At 30.5% G+C, this 20,542-nt stretch carries 20 protein-coding genes; 6 read left to right on the plus strand and 14 right to left on the minus strand.

Annotation, left to right across the window (positions count from 1 at the left end; genetic code table 11):
• The first annotated feature begins 518 nt into the window (after window positions 1-518).
• The 4 genes from BTO06_RS18405 to BTO06_RS04770 all read left to right on the plus strand — a co-directional run bounded on the left by BTO06_RS18405 (window position 519) and on the right by BTO06_RS04770 (window position 4,259).
• Entirely contained in the window at window positions 519-662 is a 144-nt protein-coding gene (locus BTO06_RS18405) for a hypothetical protein (RefSeq protein WP_157811739.1), read from the plus strand.
• A 384-nt stretch (window positions 663-1,046) separates the two neighbouring features.
• On the plus strand, window positions 1,047-1,142 hold the full coding sequence (locus tag BTO06_RS18975; protein ID WP_443081489.1) for a hypothetical protein: 96 nt from the start codon (window positions 1,047-1,049) through the stop codon (window positions 1,140-1,142).
• Between the two features lie 24 nt (window positions 1,143-1,166).
• A complete protein-coding gene (locus BTO06_RS04765; RefSeq protein WP_100924209.1) occupies window positions 1,167-2,108 on the plus strand; it encodes a PorP/SprF family type IX secretion system membrane protein in 942 nt (313 codons plus the stop codon).
• A 12-nt stretch (window positions 2,109-2,120) separates the two neighbouring features.
• Window positions 2,121-4,259 (plus strand): OmpA family protein, encoded by a 2,139-nt coding sequence (locus tag BTO06_RS04770; RefSeq protein ID WP_100924210.1) that lies wholly within the window; start codon window positions 2,121-2,123, stop codon window positions 4,257-4,259.
• Between the two features lie 94 nt (window positions 4,260-4,353).
• Here the strand turns inward: BTO06_RS04770 and BTO06_RS04775 are convergent, their stop codons facing one another.
• The 5 genes from BTO06_RS04775 to hglS all read right to left on the minus strand — a co-directional run bounded on the left by BTO06_RS04775 (window position 4,354) and on the right by hglS (window position 10,328).
• Window positions 4,354-4,800, minus strand: coding sequence for a hypothetical protein (locus BTO06_RS04775; RefSeq protein WP_100924211.1), 447 nt, complete (start codon window positions 4,798-4,800; stop codon window positions 4,354-4,356).
• Between the two features lie 60 nt (window positions 4,801-4,860).
• The gene (locus tag BTO06_RS04780; protein ID WP_100924212.1) at window positions 4,861-7,758 is read right to left on the minus strand and encodes an FAD-binding and (Fe-S)-binding domain-containing protein; all 2,898 of its coding nucleotides are present in this window, start codon (window positions 7,756-7,758) and stop codon (window positions 4,861-4,863) included.
• Between the two features lie 194 nt (window positions 7,759-7,952).
• A complete protein-coding gene (locus tag BTO06_RS04785; RefSeq protein ID WP_100924213.1) occupies window positions 7,953-8,420 on the minus strand; it encodes a hypothetical protein in 468 nt (155 codons plus the stop codon).
• Entirely contained in the window at window positions 8,413-8,871 is a 459-nt protein-coding gene (locus tag BTO06_RS04790; RefSeq protein ID WP_232731514.1) for an Lrp/AsnC family transcriptional regulator, read from the minus strand. Before BTO06_RS04790 ends, BTO06_RS04785 begins: the two co-directional genes overlap by 8 nt.
• A 41-nt stretch (window positions 8,872-8,912) precedes the next feature.
• A complete protein-coding gene (hglS, locus tag BTO06_RS04795) occupies window positions 8,913-10,328 on the minus strand; it encodes a 2-oxoadipate dioxygenase/decarboxylase HglS (protein ID WP_100924215.1) in 1,416 nt (471 codons plus the stop codon).
• A gap of 311 nt (window positions 10,329-10,639) precedes the next feature.
• Between hglS and BTO06_RS04800 the strand changes: the two genes are divergently transcribed.
• Window positions 10,640-10,798, plus strand: coding sequence for a YqaE/Pmp3 family membrane protein (locus tag BTO06_RS04800; protein ID WP_100924216.1), 159 nt, complete (start codon window positions 10,640-10,642; stop codon window positions 10,796-10,798).
• Here BTO06_RS04800 and BTO06_RS04805 read toward each other — a convergent pair whose 3' ends face one another.
• The 9 genes from BTO06_RS04805 to BTO06_RS04845 all read right to left on the minus strand — a co-directional run bounded on the left by BTO06_RS04805 (window position 10,799) and on the right by BTO06_RS04845 (window position 19,910).
• A complete protein-coding gene (locus BTO06_RS04805; protein ID WP_443081487.1) occupies window positions 10,799-11,134 on the minus strand; it encodes a tRNA-binding protein in 336 nt (111 codons plus the stop codon).
• The gene (locus BTO06_RS04810; protein ID WP_100924217.1) at window positions 11,134-11,598 is read right to left on the minus strand and encodes an Mpo1 family 2-hydroxy fatty acid dioxygenase; all 465 of its coding nucleotides are present in this window, start codon (window positions 11,596-11,598) and stop codon (window positions 11,134-11,136) included. Before BTO06_RS04810 ends, BTO06_RS04805 begins: the two co-directional genes overlap by 1 nt.
• 82 nt (window positions 11,599-11,680) lie before the next feature.
• On the minus strand, window positions 11,681-12,763 hold the full coding sequence (locus tag BTO06_RS04815) for an energy transducer TonB (RefSeq protein WP_100924218.1): 1,083 nt from the start codon (window positions 12,761-12,763) through the stop codon (window positions 11,681-11,683).
• Between the two features lie 168 nt (window positions 12,764-12,931).
• Window positions 12,932-13,612, minus strand: a complete 681-nt coding sequence (locus tag BTO06_RS04820) for an energy transducer TonB (protein WP_100924219.1) — start codon at window positions 13,610-13,612, stop codon at window positions 12,932-12,934.
• A 303-nt stretch (window positions 13,613-13,915) separates the two neighbouring features.
• Window positions 13,916-14,845: a peptidylprolyl isomerase gene (locus BTO06_RS04825; protein ID WP_100924220.1), complete on the minus strand. Its 930-nt coding sequence runs from the start codon at window positions 14,843-14,845 to the stop codon at window positions 13,916-13,918.
• Window positions 14,846-14,868: 23 nt separating this feature from the next.
• Window positions 14,869-16,428 carry a hypothetical protein gene (locus tag BTO06_RS04830; RefSeq protein ID WP_100924221.1) on the minus strand — a complete coding sequence of 520 codons (1,560 nt, stop codon included), beginning with the start codon at window positions 16,426-16,428 and terminating at the stop codon, window positions 14,869-14,871.
• Between the two features lie 6 nt (window positions 16,429-16,434).
• Complete coding sequence (locus BTO06_RS04835; RefSeq protein WP_100924222.1) at window positions 16,435-18,024, minus strand: peptide chain release factor 3; 1,590 nt, start codon at window positions 18,022-18,024, stop codon at window positions 16,435-16,437.
• A gap of 90 nt (window positions 18,025-18,114) precedes the next feature.
• Window positions 18,115-19,152 (minus strand): TlpA family protein disulfide reductase, encoded by a 1,038-nt coding sequence (locus tag BTO06_RS04840; RefSeq protein WP_100924223.1) that lies wholly within the window; start codon window positions 19,150-19,152, stop codon window positions 18,115-18,117.
• 41 nt (window positions 19,153-19,193) lie between these two features.
• Window positions 19,194-19,910 (minus strand): peptidylprolyl isomerase, encoded by a 717-nt coding sequence (locus BTO06_RS04845; RefSeq protein ID WP_100924224.1) that lies wholly within the window; start codon window positions 19,908-19,910, stop codon window positions 19,194-19,196.
• Between the two features lie 104 nt (window positions 19,911-20,014).
• On the opposite strand from BTO06_RS04845, the gene idi reads away from it, so the two are divergent.
• Entirely contained in the window at window positions 20,015-20,539 is a 525-nt protein-coding gene (gene idi, locus BTO06_RS04850; protein WP_100924225.1) for an isopentenyl-diphosphate Delta-isomerase, read from the plus strand.
• Window positions 20,540-20,542 lie beyond the last annotated feature (3 nt).

A 20,542-nucleotide genomic window follows, 5' to 3' on the forward strand; every position in this document is an offset into this window, starting at 1 on the left:
TTAATTGGATGTTGCTTTAATTGATAAGATGAAGTTTTCGTAAGAAAGTGAATATTTGTTGAATTGTGTAGAGTAATTGTTCATGCTTGTTAAATAAAGACGCAGCCAGAAAGTTAATGAAACTGACTTATAAGGGGAGGATTTTAAAGTGTCCAATACTGAAGGATGTAAGTTATACTAATAATAATTCTTCTCCGACTTTTGTTGGTAATAGAACTTTATTTCTAGCTTGTTTTGTGGGTTTTAGTCAATTTCATATGTCTATTATATGATAGCTATTAATTTAATGTTATGGTAATTTTTCAAATAGAAGTTGTCATTACAAGGAGCTTTTACATATTAAAAACCAATACCGTAAAGGTGGTTTTTGTATTATTTTTTTGTGATAATTTCATAAGCTTTTTTGGTAGCAGTATATATTGATATTTGGTTTACGAGTTAGTAATTGTGAAAATGGTGAATAATGGTCTGCAGATGCTCAGAGACAAGTTAGAAAAACGACGATTAATTTCGGTTGAGTGTTGAGTAGTGATGTCACGTTTAATAAGGTAAAATCAGTAGAAGAAACTCCGACAGCGCCAGATGATACCGCTACGGTTGGTGAGGGTGTTTCTACAACTATTACAGTAAGTACTAAAGATGCTATTGTATGTATCTGGTAACTATGGCGAAGGCTCCAATTTAATATTAGGACCATTAAATGTCACGCTAACGAGACTTCGAACGGAGTATTTGTAAATCGAGCAAATGCTGACTTTTATGGATCAAGTATCTTTATATTTAAAGGCTGTGATAATTTAAATTTTAAGACTTGAAGTACAGCTAAGGTTACTATATTTGTAGAAAATAAATATTTAACTGAATACATTTAATTCAGTCCAATTGGAGATGGAATAAACAACTTCTTAAGAATTAATTGTATAAAAAATTATTGAAATAATCTTTTTTAAATATTATATAAATAGAATAATACAGTTTATATAATTTAAGAGTATAATAATGACATTTATAAGAGTTTTGAAGGATTATGGAACGGACAGGTAACAATTCAAAACAATGATAAGTTGCCAGTTGGAACATATTATTATATTTTAGTTTCGAGAAATGGAAGTAAGATAAAAAAAGGTTGGATATATGATTAATAGATAAAATTCGAAGAGAAAAAAATGAGACAATATTTGTTAAAAAATATAATATTCATTGCGTTAGGAAGCATCTTTTTAAATATACTCTCTTCCTATGCGCAACAAGATCCCCATTATACTCAGTATATGTTCAATACCATGTCTGTGAACCCCGCATATGTTGGGTCTAAAGGACATACAGTTCTTACTGCATTAGGAAGAACCCAGTGGGTTGGTTTTGAAGGAGCTCCAGATACTCAAAACTTAAGTTATGACACAAGTTTAGGGTTTAATAGAATTGGTCTGGGATTTAATTTAGTTAATGATAAATTGGGTCCTTCAAATGAGTTATACTTGGATGGAAATGTTTCTTACACAATTCAAACTGGGGAGAGTGGAAACTTAGCTTTTGGTTTAAAACTTGGAGGCCGATTATTGAATGTAGATTGGACTTTAGGTAATCCAAATGCAGACGAAAATGATCCAACTTTTGAACAGAATATTGTGAATCGTTTTTTACCAACTGTGGGAGCAGGTATTTATTATTACGAACAAAAATGGTATGTTGGTTTATCAGTACCTAACTTTTTGAGGCAAGAACACTATGATGCTGAACGAGGGACTGGACAAATTGCAGTAGAAAGAATGCACTCATTTTTAATTGCTGGATATGTATTTGATATAAGTGATGATGTTAAATTCAAACCAGCGGCTTTAGCAAAAGTAGTATTTGGAGCGCCAATGTCCTTAGATGTATCCGCAAACTTTCTTTTTAGTGAGCGGTTTAGAGTAGGAGTCGCTTGGAGATGGAGTGATTCTGTTGCTGCATTATTAGGTGTGCAAGTAAACGATTCTTTGCATATAGGGTACGCGTATGACTTGACTACTTCCAATTATAATGTAATGAACTCAGGAACACACGAAGTTTTACTTCGATATGAAATATTTAAACAGGCTAGAATAAAATCCCCTAGATTTTTTTAAAGCATAACTGTAATGAAAACTTTAACAACCAAATTAATCCCCCTATTTTTTATTTTATTTCACATAACAGCGAATACCCAGAGTAGGAGAGTTGCGGATAAATATTTTGAAAAGTTTGCATATTTTAAGGCTGTAAAAATTTATGAAGCAGTGTACCAAAAAGGAGATACTACGAAGTACCTTTTGAAAAGATTAGGCGATGCCTACTACAATAACTCACAAACTGAAAAAGCTGAATTTTGGTATCAAAAACTTGTTGAAGAAAAACAAGAAAAAGATCTTTCTTATTTGTTCAAATATTCACAAGTGTTGAGAAGTAATGGTAAATCAGAGAAATCAGATTCTATCTATGCACTTTTGAATAAAGAAATGACTTCGCAAGGTGGAGAGAAATATTTAAATAAAAATAATCATTTACAGGATTTTTTAAATCAAGGAAACCAAAAAATAAGTTTAAGAAACCTTTCAATTAATACAGCTTTTTCCGACTTCGGAGGTGTTATATTTGAGGATAAAGTATATTTCGCATCAGCTTCACCAAAAACTGAGAAGAAAGAGAAACTATACCACTGGAATAATCAACCTTTTTTAAATATTTACAAATCGAATAGTTATTATCAATTAGTAGAGGGAACTCAAACTGATTCTGTTTTTGAGTTGGAAAATAAATCTATTTTATCACCTAAGATTAATACGAAATTTCATGAGTCATCTCCTGTTTTTACAAAAGATGGTAAATTCATGTATTTCAGTAGAGTTAATTTTAACGGAAAGAAGCTAGGTAAAGACAAAAAGCAAACTGTTAATTTAAAATTATTTAAGGCAGAAAGAATAGGAGATGATTGGGGAAATGTAGAAGAACTTCCATTTAATAGTGATGAGTTTTCTGTTGCACACCCTGCGTTGAGTCCAGATGGTAAAATTTTATATTTCGCGTCGGATATGCCTGGAACATTAGGGCAAACAGATATTTTTAAAGTAGATATAAAAGAAGAAGGTTATGGTGAACCAGTTAATTTAGGGGAGTCAGTAAATACAACAGAAAAAGAAATGTTTCCATTTATTTCTGCGGACAATGTTCTTTACTTTTCTTCTAATGGGCACAAAGGTTTAGGTTTACTTGATATCTTTCAAACAAAGTTATATGATGATGGAAGTTTTAGTAAAATTACTAACCTAGATTTTCCTTTCAATAGTAGAAAAGACGATTTTGCATTTTATGTAGATTCAGAAGGTAAAAAAGGATTCTTTTCATCAAATCGCCCCAAAGGAAAAGGAGACGATGATATTTATAGTTTTTTCATTACCGATATTCCTGAGGTTGAAAAGTGTTATGAATACATTACAGGGGTAGTAACAAATAAAGTAACTAAGGAAAGAATACCTAATACAATAGTTAAACTTATAGATGATTTAGGTACTGTTTTAGAAGAGAAATTAACTGATAGTAGAGGGAATTATAGTTTTAAATTAGAGTGTCAAAAATCAAATTATGTGGTTTTTGCTGAAAAAAGAGATTACAGAGATCTCGATAGTAAAAAAGTTTCTGTTTTAGGAGAGGAAAAAGATAAGAGTTATCGTGCTGATTTAGTGTTAGATCCATTGATAATTGGAAATCAAATTGTAATTAAACCAATTTATTTTGACTATGATCAGGTATTTATTCGTGATGATGCACAATATGAACTCGAGAATATCGTTAATGTCATGAATAATCATCCAAATATGGTGATTAAAATTGAATCTCACACAGACAGTAGGGGAAGGAAAATCTACAATAGAAAATTATCGGATAAAAGAGCAAAATCAACCAGAGATTTTATTATTTCTCGTGGTATACAATCAAATCGTATAGAAAGTGCTATTGGTTATGGTGAAGATAACTTACTGAATCATTGTGATGATAAAAACAGTAAGAAGTGTTCTGAAGAAGAACATCAATTAAATAGACGTTCATATTTTTATATTGTTAGTGGTAGAGAGGTAACTGTAGATAATTCAAAACCAACTGTAGTCGATAGAAAAGGATACAATAAGCAGAAAGCCATATTAGAAAAGTTGAGTAAGTTTAAATCAAAAAAAGGAAAAAAACTTAGAACCAAATCTCAAAAAGATAAATGTTATAGTGGTAAGATCGACTGTATCGAATAAATATTAAAAAACAATTAAAGTAATCCCTAAATTATTTTATTGTACATAAGTATGTAAAAAAAGCGAGAAATTTATTTCTCGCTTTTTGCTTTTTTTAAACCATAACTTTTGAACTTTTGTAACTCTTATAGTATTGCATGACAATAAAGGAGCACATTACAGAAGAGGCTATTCCTTCAATTGCTAATGCAAAAACAACCATTTGTAAACTCAGTTCTTTTCCCCAAAATGAAGAATTTTCTAAAACCGTTATAAAATTAGGATCCATAAAACCAACGTAAATAATCAGTCCCACAATAGTTAAACCTACACCTATAACAGATGAACCGAATCCTGCATAAAAATTATTAAAATACGAACCTGCGTTATGATTAATATTCATTTTAATCGCTCTATTTACTCCCCAGAATACGAAGAGGAAATTTAAAAAACGTAATTCTGATACATTGTCTAAACCGAATAGCTTCATTAATAGGAAGTAAACAACGATTAAACCATATATTAGAAATGCGTTTTGAAAAATTATTTTGTTTGTACTCATGAAATAAATTTTAAATTCGACCAACAAAATATACAAAATAAATAACGGAATATCAAACAATTAGGCTAGAGATTCTTTTAAAATGGTTACGGGGTGTTTAGCTACTCTTCTCGTACCATCATAAATTTGATGTCTGCAGCTAGTTCCAGATGCAGCTATTTCTGTAGATGAATTACATTTTCGAATTTTTGGAAATAACGTATCCTCACCAACTTGCATACTTACTTTATAATGTTCCTTTTCGTATCCAAAAGAACCAGCCATACCGCAACATCCAGTATTCATAATACTTACTTTATAATTTTTAGGTAAATTTAGCATGGTAAATATCGAATGCGTAGTCGACAGTGATTTTTGATGGCAATGCCCATGTATTTTAATCTCTTTCTCCTGAGAAGTAAATAAATCTGGTTTTATGAAGCCGTTTTCTATTTCTTTGGTAATAAATTCTTCTATGGTAAATGTATTCTGAGAAATCTTTTCAGCATCACTTTTATGATTTGCTAGGCGCAAATATTCATCTCTAAAACTTAAAATTGCTGAAGGTTCAATTCCAACTAATGGTGTTTTCTTAGTAATAATATCTTTAAAAATTGAAATATTCTTATTTGCAATTTCTTTGGCTTCTTTTAAAAATCCTTTGGATAAATAACTTCGTCCACTTTCTTCGTGATCGATAATTTCAACGTTATAGCCAAGCTTGTCTAATAGCTCAACAGCATCTTTACCAATATGAGCATCATAAAAGTTCGTAAACTCATCATTAAAAAGATAAACTTTCTTTTTATTTGATGTCTTGTAGTTTTTAGAATACCAGTTTTGAAGTGTTTTAAGAGCCAATTTAGGAACTTTTCTTTCTTGTGCTACTCCAATTATAAATTTCGCTATAAAAGTATTTGTAACTAGGTTTGTAAGTCTTGGGAACTTACTGCCAATTTTATTGTATTTAGCATTGTTCGCAAAAAGTTTACTTCTAAAAGAATATCCATTTGCTTCCTGATATTGATAAAGGAATTCAGCTTTTAAAGAAGCAACGTCAACATTACTTGGACATTCACTTGAGCATGCTTTACAGCTCAAGCATAAATCAAAAACTGTTTTTAATTCTTTATGATTAAACTTATTTGTTTTGTCCGAATTGGTTAAGAATTCTCTTAATGTATTTGCTCTGGCACGTGTTGTGTCTTTTTCATCTCTGGTTGCACGGTAACTCGGACATAATGTTCCTCCAGCTTCTGGAGATTTTCTGCAGTCACCAGATCCATTACATTTTTCTGCAAGTTTTAAAATTCCTTCACTATCCGAAAAATCAAGAATTGTTTCAATTTCAGGTTCATTGCGGTCAACTTCATATCGCAGACTTTTATCCATAGGAAAAGCATCTACAATTTTACCTTCATTGAAAATATTATTAGGATCAAACCCTTTTTTGATTCTTTTAAGTAACTCATAATTTTTTTCTCCAATCATTAGAGGAATAAATTCAGCACGAACAATTCCGTCTCCATGTTCACCACTAAAAGAACCATTATATTTTTTAACTAATTCAGCAGTTTCAGTAGTTATTTTTCTGAATAAATCAACATCTTCTGATTTTTTAAGATTTAAAATCGGGCGTAAGTGAAGTTCTCCGGCACCAGCATGTGCATAATAAACAGCTTGCTGTTGGTATTTATCCATTATCGCAGAGAATTCTTCGATATAATCAGGTAAATCATGTAAATCCACAGCTGTATCTTCAATACAAGCAACTGCTTTTTTATCGCCTACCATGTTTCCAAGTAAACCTAATCCTGCTTTTCGTAAATCTAAAACTTTCTTGATATCATTACCATATACTTTGGGAAAATGATAACCAAAATTATGTTTCTTAAGGTCTTCTATCAAAGCATCAGCTTTTTCCGCTGCTTTTTCTTTCGAGCTTTCTTTGATTTCTAACATTAAAACCGCTTCTGGATCTCCATTTAAGAAAAAACGATTTTTTGCTTGTTCTCTATTATTTTTAGTACAATCTAAAACAACTTTGTCCATTAATTCACAGGTGTACAAATTGTGGTTCATGGCAATTACAGTGGCTTTTAAACTTTCATTTACACTTGTAAAATGAGGAGCCACCATAATACTTGAAGTTGGAGGTAAGTCATCTAGTTGAATTTTAATAGCTGTTGAAAAAGCCAATGTTCCTTCAGAACCAGAAAGGAATTTAGCAACATTTATAGTTTCTTTATCGCCTCCGAATAAATTTGAACTTAGAAATTCGTCAACAGCATAACCAGTATTTCTTCTATGGATAGAGTCTTTTGGGAACTGAGATTTTATTTCCTCTTGTACTTCTGTAGATTTTAGTTCATTATAAATTGATTTATAAATATTTCCTTCAAAGGAATTTTCGAATGTTTTCTGTTTAAAATCTTCAGATGTAATTTCTTCAAAACGGGTCAAACTTCCATCGGATAAAATAGCATCTATAGCTATAACTTTATCACGAGTTACACCATATTTAATAGAGGTGCTTCCTGATGAATTATTTCCAACCATTCCTCCAATCATACAACGATTTGAAGTAGACGTATTTGGTCCAAAAAATAACCCAAAAGGCTGTAAAAAACGGTTTAAATCGTCTCGAATAATACCAGGTTCAACGGTGATTGTTTTGTTGTCTTGATCAAATTCTAAAATGCTCGTAAAATACTTTGAAACATCCACAACAATTCCATCACCAACGCACTGACCAGCTAATGAGGTCCCCGCAGTTCTAGGAATTAAGGTAATTTTATGTTGTTGAGCAAAAGAAATTAATTTTTGAATATCTTCATTATTTCTAGGATAGGAAACAGCCAGAGGAATCTTTCTGTAAACGGAAGCATCTGTGGCATACATTCGCTTGTGTAAATCGTCGAATAAAAGTTCTCCAGTCAATTGCTTTGATAAGAATTTTAGTTGTTCGTTAGCTATCATTGTTAACCTTCTAAGGTATTTTTATGTTAGTTAAAATTAATATTCTTCTTTTTTAATATCTTAAATATATAGTTGTGTTTGATTTTTGAAATAAAGAGCATTTAACATTGTGTTATTCTCTATTTTCACTACAAATATCAATATTTTATTTTTTTATAGTCTCTTAGAGAGTCCGAATCAAAATGAATTCTGATCTATTTTTCATAGAAGAGAGATTTTTTAACACGTGTGAAAATCATTTCGAAATTGTTTTCAGTTAATTGATTTAACAAATCCGATAGGACTTTTTTCCAAAGTGGATTAAATATCCTAGTAGAGTTATTTTTACTACGTTCTTTAACCCATTTATTCGGATGTTTATTTAATTTATTAATATTTTTGGTAGCTACAATACCAAGGTTGTAAGAGTTTTTAAGTGTTGAAATGGCAGCTTTATAATCGTCTTTCATTCGTATTTTTAACTCCAATTTTACATGAGGAAGTCGGATAATATTTGTTGGTTTTTGTATTAATTCTAAATTATAAGCCTTTAAACTTTTGTTTTTAAAAGGGAATGTTGCCGGATATGTAATGTTACGACCTGTTCGTTTGGCTTTTAGAACATCAAAGATGTAGTCCTTTTCGTATGTCCTCAGTAGAGCAGTATTTTTTGTTTTATTCAATTGGAGAGCTTCTTTTAAAGCAAGTATCGAAACAAATAAAAGTATCTGTTCCCGCAACTCCATTAATTAAATGCACTTTATCATATAAAATTTTCTGAAGATGTTCGTTGTCTTTAGCGTAAATTAATATAAAAATAGCATAGTTTCCTGAAACAAAATTACATTCAACAATTTCATCTATCTTTTTCAACTCCCTCATTACTTCTTTAGCAAAACGAGCTTCTCGTAATCGAATTCCAGTGTAAGATTTTGTTTTATATCCTAGTTTTCTTTCATCAAGAACGAATTCGGCATTTTTTATAACTCCTTCTGAAGTAAGCTTTTTAATTCTTTGATGAATTAATGAGTTTGAAACGTTTAATTCTTCCGCAATTTGAGAAAAGGCTTTTCTGGCATCTTTTCTCAATTGCGAGAGTATTTGTTTATCGATATAATCAAATTGATTTTTCAATTGGTTGATATGCTATTATTTGATTTTTATATTTAGCAATATTACGCATTTATTTCGGCTAAACATTTTTCAATAGTTTCATTTTGCATGTCTTCATACCATTTCATCAAGTTATAAACTGGTTCACCTAAGTCTTTTTCAAACAAGTTTTGATTCGAACTTCCTTCATATTCTCGTTTAGCATCGTCTGTTCCTAAATTCGAAGCAAAAATACCAGCAGCACTTACAGGTAAAAAGTCTTCATAAACCATTGGCTCAATACTTAAATATCCATCTTCAAGAAGTTGATTTACGTCATGTTTAGTGTATACTTTATTTTTCGGTATAGAAGTAGCTCTTTCCGCAGTGAAATAATGGAAATATGCTAATTTTTCAGAATGTAATTCTTTATAATTATCTGGAAATACTTTGAAGTTTTCAACCAATAACTTATTGTATTCTGAAGCATTTTCTGCGGTCGGAGATCCTCCAATTTCTTTTCTTGTTTTACCTAAAAGTTCGTTATATAGGTCAAGTCCTTTTTGGGTTAAAGCTGCACCTCGTTGTTCAATTTCACCAAATCTGGCTTTATGTTCTCCAATTTTACCATTTTCGTCGTTATTCTTAAAAATAACTTTTTCGGTTAAAGCTTTAAAACTCGTTTGACGTAATAATATTGGACAATTTCTTGTTGGTGGTCCTTCAATATTATCTTTTGGTGGGATATTCCGTGCTTCCATACTCGCTTGAACTTTATCAATATCCAATGTTCTCGGAGTAAGATGGTTGATATGTGGACCTTTAAAGGCTACAACATCTGCAATCAATCTGTGTTGATCTAATAAAGCTTCATACATTTCATAATCTACGGTTGCAGTATCATGCCATCTAAAAGTTTCTAGTGCCTCTTGAACAAATTTTTCAGCGTCACTTTCATTTAATCCTCCTTCATTTTCGAATTTTTCAATTAATTCAAGTGCATTTTTTGTAAATATTTGACGACTTTCTAAAATACTTTCTACATTATTACGAAGTTCTTCATTATCAATGAGGTCTAAACGTAGGAGAGAGGTAAACACTCTAAACGGAGCTTGGTTTAAAGCTGTGTTTTTAATAGCTCTAAATGCTGTAGAATGAACAGGAACTCCAGCTGTTGCTAGGTCGTAATAACCAACAGGAAACATTCCCATTACTTTAAACAATCTTCGCATAGTAAATAATTCATAAGGTTTTCCCAAACGAATAGCTCCATGACGTTCCATATTTAGTCTTGTTATTTCGCCTGTATTCGATAATTGTTCTTTGACCTCACTTGATTCTGATAACACATTGTCATTTATATCATGTACTAAATCAAGTAATTCTCCGTAAAGAGGAACTTCATCTTTATACATTTCCGACATGATAGTGGCAAATCGGTTTCTAATGTATTCTGATGAGACGAATTTTTCAGTTATAATGTTTGAATTATCTATCATTTCCAATGATTACTTAAATTATTTAATTTATATACAAATTAAGTGAATTTTACTTTTTATTTGATGTTAATTGGTTAAATATGTGTTTAATTAAGTTTTTTTATGTAAAAATTCTTTTTATATGGTGTAAGAAAATTAAATTTATACTATTCGATTAAATAATCTGTTGATTTATAATCAAATTGATTAAAATAAGTATACGAAGAAATAGTACTATTAATGAAAATAGTAGATATAACAATGGTGATCGAAAGAATAATTTGTAACAATATGACAAAACAAGCGTCTTAATAATAAAAAGACGATTGTTCATGAGCATTTTCAGAGTATTATTAGCTATACTTTTTCCTCCATTATCCATTATTGATAAAGGCTGTGGATCATTCTTAATTATTTTTATTTTGACACTTTGTGGTTGGATACCTGGTATTATAGGAGCCTTGGTAATTTTAAATAATCCAGAAAGGTAATTAAGATACAGTTACTCCGTTTTTTATTCTCTTTGCTGGAATTAGTAAAACAACTTTATTATTTTCATTGTAAACACCCAAAACCAAACATTCACTCATAAAATTCGCTATTTGGCGTTGTTCAAAATTAAGAATAGCACTAATTTGTTTACCTAATAAATCTTCTTTAGAATATAGGTTTGTAATTTGAGCACTTGATTTTCTGATACCCAAAGTTCCAAAATCGATGGTAAGTTTATATGCTGGTTTTCTCGCTCTAGGAAAATCATTTACTTCTACTATGGTTCCAATGCGTATATCAACTTTTAAGAAATCCTCAAAACTTACGGTTTCCATTATCGTTTTGTTAGTTTTTCTAACACCCATAATGGGCCAACTAATAAGAATTGTAAGTCTTTTAGGAACGAAGGTTTTTTACCTTCTATTTTATGACCATAAAACTGACCAATCCAAGCTAAAATAAAAAGTGTAATGGATACTATAAAAAGGTTAGTGTTATTGTTTATCCAATTATTACCTGCAATACAAACTAAGGTTACGGCTAACATTTTAATGAAATACCAGAAAGAAAGGCGTAAATAAAATAATACAGAAATTAAAATACCTATAATAAAGCCCCAATTTTCAATAAGTGGGTTGTATAATTTAAATGTATCTTTTAATATTCCGCTAGGAATTGTCATAATAAGACCAATTATACTAAAGAAAATAACAGGCACACAAATGTAATGTATAATTTGGTTTTTTTCATTTTGATGACTCTCGGAATATTCTTGGAATAATTCTTCTGCATTTTTCATATCATTATGTTATTGAGTTTTATATATAAATATAAAAAAGGTCAGAATAATTTCTGACCTTTTAATATTATATTTTTTATCTCTATTTTAATCTGAAGTTGATTGGGAAAGCATATTTAACGTTTACTGGTTTACCACCTTTCATTGCTGGCTTAACTCTAGGCAATTTCTCAATTAATTTTTTTGTAGCATCTTCTAATATTTTACTACCCTTTGGACCTCTAGTCTTAACATCCGCTATATCTCCGTTCGCGTCGATAACAAAGTAAGCGTTAATTCTTCCTTCTATGTTTTGATCTACTGCTTCTTGAGGATATGCGAAAAATTTATTAATGTGTTTACTCATTTGACTGTTAAAACACTCTAAGGTACTATTATTAGCACAGTTTTTAAAAGTAGGAATGGTTTCAACCTCGTTAAATCTGTATATTTGAGCTGTTTTCTCTACAGTTTTTGAAACTTTAACGTTTGAAGCTTTTTTTCCTGGAATTACGAAAGCTATTGGAACTCCATATTTAACTTTCACCACTTTACCATTGTGTTTTCCTGGTTTAAATTTTGGTAGTTTTCGAACAATTCTTTCAGCCTCTGCCTCAAGTAATTCACCTTGATAAGGACCTCTAATATTCAAGTTATCTACTTCTCCTTCTTTGTTGATTACGAATTGGACAAGTACACGACCTTGTATACTTTTTTCGTATGCCTCCTTAGGATATGCAAAATTTCTTCTAATGTGAGAAGCTATTTCTGTTTTAAAACATTTTTCTTGCTGATAAATAGCAACAGATTCACAATTTGTAAATAATGGAATTTCTTCTACCAAGCTAAAAGGAACTTTTTCTACTACTTCTTCACTACTTAAATCTAAAGTTCCTACCAATGAGGCTTTTTTCTTTAATGCAGCTAGTTTATTAGAAGTAGAACTTGAAGAATTTACACCTGTAACAGCATCTCTCTTTCTGATTACTCTACGACGAGTTGTGACTTCAACAGAGATTTGCTTATTTTTAGCATCCTTATCTTCTACCGAACACTTAGTGATACTGTTAAGATCTAATGCCGGTTCTCCGTTAGGGGTATCACAGGTCTCATTTGCTTTCGATTGAGACATAACGATTTGTGTGCTGAATGCTACAGCAACAACTACTAGTAACTTTTTAACCATGTTCTTAGGGATTAAGAGATTAACTTCGCGACTAAAGTAGGTATTATAAGTGATTAAAAAAAATTTTTTAAGATGTTTTGTGTTAATTATATAGTTAAACGGTTATTATATATCGATAAAAGTAAATATATAATAGATGAGTTGTAATTTTCGAAACCTAAATTTTACCTAATATTCTACATTAAAACTTATTGGTAAACTATACTTTACTTTTACAGGTAAACCTTTATGTCTAGCTGGAGAAAAAACAGGTAATTTACTCACTACTCTTTTAATTTCATTTTCTAATGATGCTTCCTTTTTTCTTCCTTTTACTAATAAATTTTCAACTTTTCCTTTAGAGTCAATTGTAAATTGAATAAAAACTCTTCCACTTACACCTTCTTCAGAGGCCCTTTCTGGATCAAAAGTTTTTGCAAAATGTTTAGAAAACTCATTGTTGAAACAATCTGTTCCATTTTTATTGGCATTTTCGCATGCAGGGAATAAAGGTACGATATCAACTACGTTAAACAAGACAGTTTCTGCTTCCATTCTATTGGTAACTATATCATTTTTGATTTCTATAGTTGAGGGAGTTACATCTGCATTTAAGTCTTTTGTAGCGCCATCAATAGTATTAACTTTTTCTCGTTTCCTAATAATTCTTTTTCTAGTTCGTTTAGCAGCTACATTTAAAGTAACTTTTTGGGTATCATCTTTGTCTTTGGCTATAGTACATTTAGATAGGGTATTTAGATCTAATGAAGTTTCATCACTTGGTGTATCACAATATTTTTTATTTTGAGACAATAATTTGCTACTTAATAATAGGAAAATTATAAGTAACAGTGGAATTAGCTGTTTCATAATAAAGTTTTGATTTAAATTGTTATTTGATTAATACATTACAAATTTCGTTTTTGGTGAATGAAATAGTGTTAATTGTAGCTTATAGAAAAGTTAAGTTCTAAAATTTACATAACTAATAATTCACGTAGATTTTACATTTTATTAAACTCGTGGTTAGTGAATAAATATCTTCTTTACTATATAATTACATTAAAAATTAAAGCCAACTAGATTAACATATGTTAATCTAGTTGGCTCTTGTTTATAAGATTAAAACTTTAATTTATAAATAGTTATGTTTTAAAGCTTTGAAAAGTTGACTTACTTTACATTCATAAGTTCAACATCAAATATAAGAGTTGCATTTGGTGGAATTACTCCTCCAGCACCTCTTTCTCCGTATGCTAAGTTTGAAGGAATAACTAATCTAGCCTTATCTCCAACTTGTAATAATTGAATTCCTTCGTCCCATCCTGCAATTACTTGGCCTACACCAATAGCAAATTCAATTGGTTGTTTTCTTTTGTATGATGAATCAAACACAGTACCATCTAATAATTGACCTTTGTAGTGCACAGAAACAGTAGCTCCTTTAGTAGCTTTTTTCCCTTCACCTTTTTGAATGATTTTATAACGTAAACCGCTTGGTGTCTCATCATATCCAGCTGCTACTTCATCTAAAATTTTCTTTTGTTTTGCTTTTTCTGCAGCTTCTCTTTTTTCACGTTCTCCTTCAAAAGTTCTGAATGCCTCAACTGCATTCCAGTTTTCAGCAGTTTCACCAACACGTAAAATTTCTACTTGCATTTCATCTTCTTGCTCAACAGCATCAACAACGTCTTGTCCTTCGATTACACTTCCAAATACAGTGTGCTTACCGTCTAACCATGGAGTTGCAACGTGAGTTATGAAAAACTGAGATCCGTTTGTTCCAGGACCTGCGTTTGCCATTGATAATTTACCTGGTGCATCGTGCTTTAAGTCTGGGTGAATTTCGTCATCAAATTTATATCCTGGACTTCCTGTTCCTGTTCCTTGCGGACAACCACCTTGAATCATAAAGTCAGCAATTACTCTATGGAATTTTAAACCATTATAGTAAGGTTCTCCTTGAGGACGAGCTGAGTTTTCTAAATTACCTTCGGCTAAAGCAACGAAGTTACCGACTGTACCAGGAGTTTTGTCATATTCTAAATTCACTAAAATATCTCCTTTTGGAGTAGTGAACTTTGCGTAGATTCCGTTATTCATTGTTATGTATTATTTATCTAAAATTATTGTTTGTTTACAAATAATGATGCAAAGTTAAAACTTACACCAATATTAATGTTGTTTGAATTTACATTTCCAAATGGAGCATATAGTTTTCCTCCAGAAAGCTTTAATGCTAAATTGTCTTTAATATGGTAATTGAAACCAAGTGTTGGTCTTATTACAATTCCTTCATCTGTATCAACACCAGCACCACCAGCAGCACCACCTGCTAAATTTATAAAGGCATCAACTTTATTGTTGATGAATCTATTTGTTTTAAAACCTAATCCAATTAAACCGTGAGCATAACCTCCAGATCTTCCGCCATAAGCAAAACCAGCTTCACCAATAATGTATATGTTTTTAAATATGTCGTAATTAAATTGTAATCCAATTAATTGTAAGTCAGTTGAGAGAACGTTATTAGGATCATCTGTTTTGTTTACATCAAAATAAGTTTGATTTTGAAGTGCTATTGATATTCCTTGTGTTTTATAGGTGTAATTGTTATCTGTATTTTGTGTTTTTGTTCCACCAGACAAATTCATGTATTTAATTCCAAAACCTAGAGTATAGGCCTCAAAGTCCCCATCTAAAGCTCTGTAATATCCTCCATGTCCACTTAAAGCTAGATTGTCTGAAAGTTTTAAATCCAATCCTGCAGAAGGATAAATTGTTAAACCACCTTCAGGAGCGATTCTACCACCAGCAGCACCAATTCCTAATTTACCGAAAAAGTTTACATATTTCGATTGATACGGATGATAACCAGCACCAAAGAATAAATCCATAAATCCAGCTCTCAATCCTTTATAAATGGCATCAGTATGAGCAAATAAGAAGATTTTATCGTTTACATACTTTTGATACTCGAACCCTAATACATATAAAGTTGTATCTAAATCAGTTCCATTATCTCTTTTTGATTCACCAGTAGGAAAGAAGAAATCAAAACGAACTTGTTGCGTATTTTTAATGGTAGGCTTCTTCCAGAAGAATTCTGTTTCTTCACCAAGTTTGAACTCCTTTTTTGCATCTTCATATTTTGCAAATCGGAAAACACTAGGGATTTCAAAGAAAAAGGAAACGCTGTTATCTTTAATTGCTCCCGTGTAAAAATCAATATAACTGTATTGTACACCAAATGAATAATTGTTCTTTTTGTATTGTAGTCCGATATTAGAGTTGATAAAAGCTCCGTCATTAATCAAAACACGATAACCACCACCGCCACCGAAATGTAGGTTTCCATCAAAATAAAGATTCTTGTAAATTTTCTTATTAACACCTAATTCAGCACCAAGTGTAAACAAACCTCCTTGATCACCAGTTACGGCATAATGAAATCCGGCTCCTCCGTATAACCAATCGTTAAACGGAATTTGATAATGTAAGCCAACTAATCCCATAGTAGCATCTAAATTAGGAAAGTCATTCGTAGGCATTGAAACCGGAATAAAATTTAATCTAATTCTATTTGTTAATTCTTTTCCTTGAAGGGTTGAAATGTCTTCTTGAGAAAACGAGAAAATAACACTTAAAGAAAATAGTATAGTAACTAGTTTGGTTTGTTTTTTCATAATTATTTATTCAAATTCACTTGTAAGATGAAGCTTCACAGACGGATATTTACTTTGTGTCATTTGGATAGTGAAAGGAGAATCTGCTAAAAACACCAATTGTCCTTGTTTATCTTTTGCTAAGTAACGTTGTTTTACTCGTTTAAATTCTTTGAATTCTTCGTTCTTTTCATCTTCAGGCTGTACCCAACATGCTTTATGAACAGCAATGTTTTCGTACGTACATTTTGCTCCGTATTCATGTTCTAAACGATATTGAATTACCTCATACTGTAATGCTCCTACCGTACCAATAATTTTTCGACCATTCATATCAAGTGTAAATAACTGCGCAACACCTTCATCCATTAATTGGTCTAACCCTTTATATAATTGTTTGGCTTTTAAAGGATCAGCATTGTTTACATAACGGAAATGTTCAGGAGAGAAACTAGGGATTCCTTTGAAGTTTAATTTTTCGCCTTCAGTTAATGTATCTCCAATTTTGAAGTTTCCAGTATCATGTAAACCAACAATATCTCCAGCAAAAGATTCTTCAACAATTTCTTTTTTCTCAGCGAAGAAGGCATTTGGACTAGAGAATTTTACTTTTTTATTATTTCGAACATGTAAATAGGGAGTATTTCTTTTAAATGTTCCAGAAACGATTTTTACAAAGGCCAAGCGGTCTCTGTGTTTCGGGTCCATATTTGCGTGAATTTTAAATACGAACCCAGTAAGTTTTTCTTCTTTCGAATCTACTAAACGAGAATCCGACATTTTTGGTTGTGGATTCGGAGCAATATCAATGAAGCAATCCAATAATTCTTTTACTCCAAAATTATTTAAAGCAGAACCGAAAAATACAGGCTGTAGTTGTCCTTCTTCATATTCATCTTTATTGAATTTAGGATAAACTTCGTAAACTAATTCTAATTCTTCTCTTAATGTATTAGCAGAATCTTTGCCAACTAAATTATCTAATTCAGGATTGTTTACATCATCAAATTCTACACCTTCAGATATCGTTTGTTTGTTGTCTCCAGAGAAAACATTGATTTTCTTTTCCCAAATATTATAGATTCCTTTGAAATCGTAACCCATTCCGATAGGGAAACTTAGCGGAGTTACACGTAATCCTAATTTTTGCTCAACTTCATCCAATAGGTCAAAAGCGTCTTTTCCTTCACGATCCAATTTGTTAATAAATACAATCATTGGAATATTACGCATTCTACAAACCTGAACCAATTTTTCAGTTTGTTCCTCAACACCTTTCGCAACATCAATAACAACAATAACACTATCTACAGCAGTTAATGTTCTAAAAGTATCTTCTGCAAAATCCTTGTGACCAGGAGTATCAAGAATATTGATTTTTCTATCTCTGTAATTAAAAGCTAATACAGAAGTTGCGACAGAAATTCCACGTTGACGTTCGATTTCCATAAAATCGGAAGTAGCTCCTTTTTTAATCTTATTACTTTTTACCGCACCAGCTTCCTGAATTGCACCACCAAATAAAAGTAATTTCTCTGTTAATGTTGTTTTACCCGCATCAGGGTGAGATATAATTCCGAATGTTCTTCTTTTCTGTATTTCTTCTAAAAAACTCATCTATAAATTTTGAAGGTGCAAAGATAGTTTTTAAAAGAAAAAGAGCCAAGAGATTAGTGTTTTAAGGATGACTTATAGAAATAACTAGAATTATCTACTTCTTATTAATTTAGGATTATTTTCTATGTATGCTTTACATCTTGAAAAACTGTTAAAGATGGAAAGAATTTTACCTTCAGTACTAATTAAATAATAAGTTGGATAGCTATCGATAATTAAATCCCTAGTTAACCTTTTCTTAGATGAGTATTCTTTATAATTTTTCCACGTATAATTCTTTTCTAATAAATAACTAGACCATTCATTGTAATTTTCATCTTTTGAAATTCCAATTATTTCAATATTTTTTTCTTTCAGAAAACTTAAGTTTTTAGCTATTTCAATATGTTGTTTTACACAAGGAGGACAATTTACAAACCAAAAATCTAATAGATAAAATTTATTTTTACTTAAGCTAATTTGAGTAGAGTCATTATTTCTATTCAAAAAAGTATATTGATCAAGATTAACGTTTTTTATTTTTAAAAGAGATTCAATTCTATCATCAACATTTAAGAAATGATTTTTAAATGAGTTTTTATGTTTTCCTAGAATATTTTTAAGTCCTAAAATTTGCTCTTTATTATTTTCGTTTTGATATAAAAAACTATTACTCAAAGCAAGAGAAAAGGGGTTATGAATGTTTTTGTTGATCTTTTCTAGCATAAAATTATTAATAATAGTTTGACTAGATTTTCTTTTTCTTAGTTCATTACATTCATGAACGTAATTTTTACTTTCATAATATAATTTTGAATTTATTACAGAATCTATTTGAAATGTTTTATCTAAAATCCCTTTAACAATAACTTTGTTCCCATCTAACCAAACTTGTTTTTTTATTTTACCCGATTCGGTGTAAAACCAAAAGTTATAAAGATCATTCAGAGGTTTATCCAAATAAAGTTTCATAGTGTCTTTGGATTTTACATTATACCATTTTGTTTGACTGATATCTGAAAATCGTAAACTATCAATTTTAAAATTAGTAGTTACAATGATGTTTATATCTGCTAAGTTTGATTTTTTCGGTTTTTCAACACAGCCTATAAAAATTAAGACTGAAGTAATAAAGATTAATGCTTTCATAGCGTGTAATAAGTTTCATAATGAACGTTGTTGTTTTACTATTATTTTACAATTTCAATTTTCATAGGAATATCAATTACAGGCCATTCACTTCTTCCAGTTTCAACTTTTGAAATTTTTCTAACCGTAGAGTAACCAGAAATAACTCTTCCAAAAACAGTATATTCTCCATCTAAATGTGGTGCACCTTTCTTGTCACTTATGATATAAAAATTAAAAGGATTTGATTTTTTGTACGGATTATAATCTAGTTGTCTTGCTAAGGCTAATGAACCGTAAACATGTTTTCTTTTATTCGATATTTCCGCTGGAATTCTAAAGTTTTTATATTTGTTTTTAATGTCTGTAGATTCTTGACCATCAGATTCTCCTCCTTGAATAGCCATTTCACCAGCAATTCTATGGAATACAGTAGTGTCAAAATATCCAATTTTACTTAAGAATATAAAACTAGCTCTATGTAAAGGAGTTTCTTTAAATAATCGCAGCTTTATTTTACCAAACTTTGTGTTAATAACTACTATTGTTTCCTTGTTTTGTCTTCCATATTCAGTTAAAAACGCTTTTACATTTTTATGATTTAAACTATCCCAAGGTTGTTCTATGATTGCTTCTTTTATCTTTTTAATTTCAATTGAGTCTTTTTTTACAGGTATAGTTTTCTTAATTTCTTTTTTTGGTTCCTTTTTAGGTTCTTTTTTACAATTATAAAATGTTGTGAATAAGAATGTAAAAACTATAATTTTGAATAATTTCATAAAGACTTGATTTATTTGGTCTACAAATATAGTTGATGTAATTATAAGAATGATTTATCAGTAATTTTTTATTAGCGTTACTATTTTAGTACTTTTGTCTGTATATGGTAGAAAATGTAATTTTAGTCGATGAGCAGGATAATGAGGTAGGATTTATGGAGAAAATAGAGGCTCATAAAAAAGCTTTGCTTCATAGAGCTTTCTCAGTTTTTGTGTTTAATGATAACAACGAATTAATGCTCCAACAAAGAGCAAAAAGTAAATACCATTCTCCTTTGCTATGGACAAATACTTGTTGTTCTCACCAAAGAAAAGGAGAATCAAATATTTCAGCAGGAAAAAGAAGACTGGAGGAAGAAATGGGTTTCACCTGTGAATTGAAAGAAGTATTTTCATTTATTTATAAAGCTCCTTTTGAAAATGGACTAACAGAACATGAGTTAGATCATGTTATGATTGGGAAATATAATAGTGAACCAGTGGTTAATCCAGATGAAGTAGAAGGTTATAAGTGGATGAAATTGGAAGCTGTGAAAAAAGATATTGAAAATAATCCTTTTGAATATACAGCTTGGTTTAAGATTATTTTTGAAAAGTCTTACGATAAAATAGCTAACTTTAATTTTTAGTAT

The sequence above is a fragment of the Tenacibaculum sp. SZ-18 genome, assembly GCF_002813915.1.
GTDB lineage: Bacteria > Bacteroidota > Bacteroidia > Flavobacteriales > Flavobacteriaceae > Polaribacter.

What these genes read in the sequence shown, in the direction of transcription:
- BTO06_RS04815 (WP_100924218.1), bottom strand. Translation starts at nt 12,763, where the DNA reads ATGGTTAAAAAGTTACTAGTAGTTGTTGCTGTAGCATTCAGCACACAA.
- BTO06_RS04830 (WP_100924221.1), bottom strand. Translation starts at nt 16,428, where the DNA reads ATGAAAAAACAAACCAAACTAGTTACTATACTATTTTCTTTAAGTGTT.
- BTO06_RS04825 (WP_100924220.1), bottom strand. Translation starts at nt 14,845, where the DNA reads ATGAATAACGGAATCTACGCAAAGTTCACTACTCCAAAAGGAGATATT.
- idi (WP_100924225.1), top strand. Translation starts at nt 20,015, where the DNA reads ATGGTAGAAAATGTAATTTTAGTCGATGAGCAGGATAATGAGGTAGGA.
- BTO06_RS04810 (WP_100924217.1), bottom strand. Translation starts at nt 11,598, where the DNA reads ATGAAAAATGCAGAAGAATTATTCCAAGAATATTCCGAGAGTCATCAA.
- BTO06_RS04770 (WP_100924210.1), top strand. Translation starts at nt 2,121, where the DNA reads ATGAAAACTTTAACAACCAAATTAATCCCCCTATTTTTTATTTTATTT.
- BTO06_RS04775 (WP_100924211.1), bottom strand. Translation starts at nt 4,800, where the DNA reads ATGAGTACAAACAAAATAATTTTTCAAAACGCATTTCTAATATATGGT.
- BTO06_RS04835 (WP_100924222.1), bottom strand. Translation starts at nt 18,024, where the DNA reads ATGAGTTTTTTAGAAGAAATACAGAAAAGAAGAACATTCGGAATTATA.
- BTO06_RS04845 (WP_100924224.1), bottom strand. Translation starts at nt 19,910, where the DNA reads ATGAAATTATTCAAAATTATAGTTTTTACATTCTTATTCACAACATTT.
- BTO06_RS04805 (WP_443081487.1), bottom strand. Translation starts at nt 11,134, where the DNA reads ATGGAAACCGTAAGTTTTGAGGATTTCTTAAAAGTTGATATACGCATT.
- BTO06_RS04840 (WP_100924223.1), bottom strand. Translation starts at nt 19,152, where the DNA reads ATGAAAGCATTAATCTTTATTACTTCAGTCTTAATTTTTATAGGCTGT.
- BTO06_RS04780 (WP_100924212.1), bottom strand. Translation starts at nt 7,758, where the DNA reads ATGATAGCTAACGAACAACTAAAATTCTTATCAAAGCAATTGACTGGA.
- BTO06_RS04800 (WP_100924216.1), top strand. Translation starts at nt 10,640, where the DNA reads ATGAGCATTTTCAGAGTATTATTAGCTATACTTTTTCCTCCATTATCC.
- BTO06_RS04820 (WP_100924219.1), bottom strand. Translation starts at nt 13,612, where the DNA reads ATGAAACAGCTAATTCCACTGTTACTTATAATTTTCCTATTATTAAGT.
- BTO06_RS04765 (WP_100924209.1), top strand. Translation starts at nt 1,167, where the DNA reads ATGAGACAATATTTGTTAAAAAATATAATATTCATTGCGTTAGGAAGC.
- hglS (WP_100924215.1), bottom strand. Translation starts at nt 10,328, where the DNA reads ATGATAGATAATTCAAACATTATAACTGAAAAATTCGTCTCATCAGAA.